The following is a 1482-nucleotide window of genomic DNA, read 5'->3' on the forward strand; positions in this document are numbered from 1 at the left end:
CTGTCAGGTGATTAGCCGCTCAGAAGCCTGGGCGTTGGGGGGCGGCGAGGTCGTAGTGCGGGTCAATGACCGCTCCGGTGGCGTATCAGTGGAGCATTTGGAGCCGGTGGAGATCACCTGGCCGCGTGATAAGAATATCATCGGCTATTACCAGGGGGCCGATGGACAACAACATCCTATTGTTACTTTTGGCGCGTCATACCGGAGTGAATGTGATGAGTAAAATTGAGCATAACAGCCTGTTAATTTTGCATAACATTGCCAATGACCCGCTACCGTCGATAACGTTTAATCACGTTAAACAAACTAGGAATAACTATGTTCGATTCGATGGTTGGTGCAGTCGTGTTCTATGTTGGGTGTGTGTCGTGGTCTTGCATATTGCTCTCACGGAAAAACTGGCTGGCGGTGATCGCCGGGATCGTCCTCGCATTGATTTTTGCCGGGCACCTGGCACTTCACGTGGGGATCTACACCGCATCCGTGTTCCTGGCTGTCGCGCTGTATGCCTTTGTGTATCGGTTCAGGGATACCGAACAGGACGAGGAGAGCAATAATGAAAGCACTCCTGATAAAACTGATCCACGTGGGGAAGACGAATCTAGCGTGGGATGATGAGACTTACCGGGGGGTGCTGGCACGCCTCACCGGTAAATGTAGTGCCAAAAACTGTACCGATGCCGAGTTGGAGCGCGTGCTGGGGTACATGAAAGATAAGGGGTTTGTGCGTAAACCCACTCTAAAACATGGCCGGAGGCCCGGCGTGGCGAAGGGGCACAAGGCAATACTGGCCAAAATTGAAGCCTTGCTGGCGGAGGCTAACCGCAAGTGGGCCTATGCGGAGGCGATGGGTAAGCGCATGTTCGACCAGCAGAAGCTTGAGTGGCTCACGACCAAGCAACTGATCGCGGTGATGAATGCTCTCCAGTATGATGCCAAGCGCAACGGGAGGCCGACATGATCCAGGTCTATGATGGTATCCGCGATTTGTTGCCAGACTCTGCGCTGGCCCTGGTTGATGTTATTGGACTTGAGGCTACCATGGATCTGGTTGAGGCATTAGGTGGCGTGCCAATGCCGGTAAACAAAGGAATTCTTGCGCGAGGTGATGTTAGGTTGGATATGTTGCGTCAAGCTATAGGTGAAGAAAACACCCTCAAATTAATGAGTGCATTTGGTGGTGAGGAGATTTATATTCCCAACTGCTATCGTGCCCTGCGAGAGTATTTCTGGCGTCAGTTTTTGGCTGAGTTTGACGCACTGCGCGATCAGGGAGAGTCGGTACTGATGGCGCTGACTCAGTTGTGCCCCCGACATAAGGTCACCTACAAGCAAGCAATGAAGGTGATTGCCAATCGGAAACTGCAAGCGCTGGATCAACCGCAATTACCGTTTGATTGAGGTTTTCCCTCTCACCTTGTTCCACTCTTCCGTATTCAGTAAAAAAAACACAATAACCCTCGTCAACTTACGAGGGTTTTT

At 51.6% G+C, this 1482-nt stretch carries 3 protein-coding genes and 1 pseudogene; all 4 read left to right on the top strand.

Features of this window, described 5'->3' with window-relative positions; genetic code table 11:
• A pseudogene (locus ADK28_RS32725) lies at window positions 1-223 on the top strand (hypothetical protein); the annotation flags it as partial.
• A gap of 95 nt (window positions 224-318) precedes the next feature.
• Window positions 319-615: a hypothetical protein gene (locus tag ADK28_RS31560; protein WP_152929696.1), complete on the top strand. Its 297-nt coding sequence runs from the start codon at window positions 319-321 to the stop codon at window positions 613-615.
• A complete protein-coding gene (locus tag ADK28_RS12695; RefSeq protein WP_048795808.1) occupies window positions 557-961 on the top strand; it encodes a gp16 family protein in 405 nt (134 codons plus the stop codon). Before ADK28_RS31560 ends, ADK28_RS12695 begins: the two co-directional genes overlap by 59 nt.
• On the top strand, window positions 958-1401 hold the full coding sequence (locus tag ADK28_RS12700; protein ID WP_048795809.1) for a Mor transcription activator family protein: 444 nt from the start codon (window positions 958-960) through the stop codon (window positions 1399-1401). Before ADK28_RS12695 ends, ADK28_RS12700 begins: the two co-directional genes overlap by 4 nt.
• Window positions 1402-1482: the final 81 nt, after the last annotated feature.

This window comes from Serratia sp. 506_PEND (assembly GCF_001076875.1).
In the GTDB taxonomy this organism is placed as follows: domain Bacteria; phylum Pseudomonadota; class Gammaproteobacteria; order Enterobacterales; family Enterobacteriaceae; genus Serratia; species Serratia marcescens.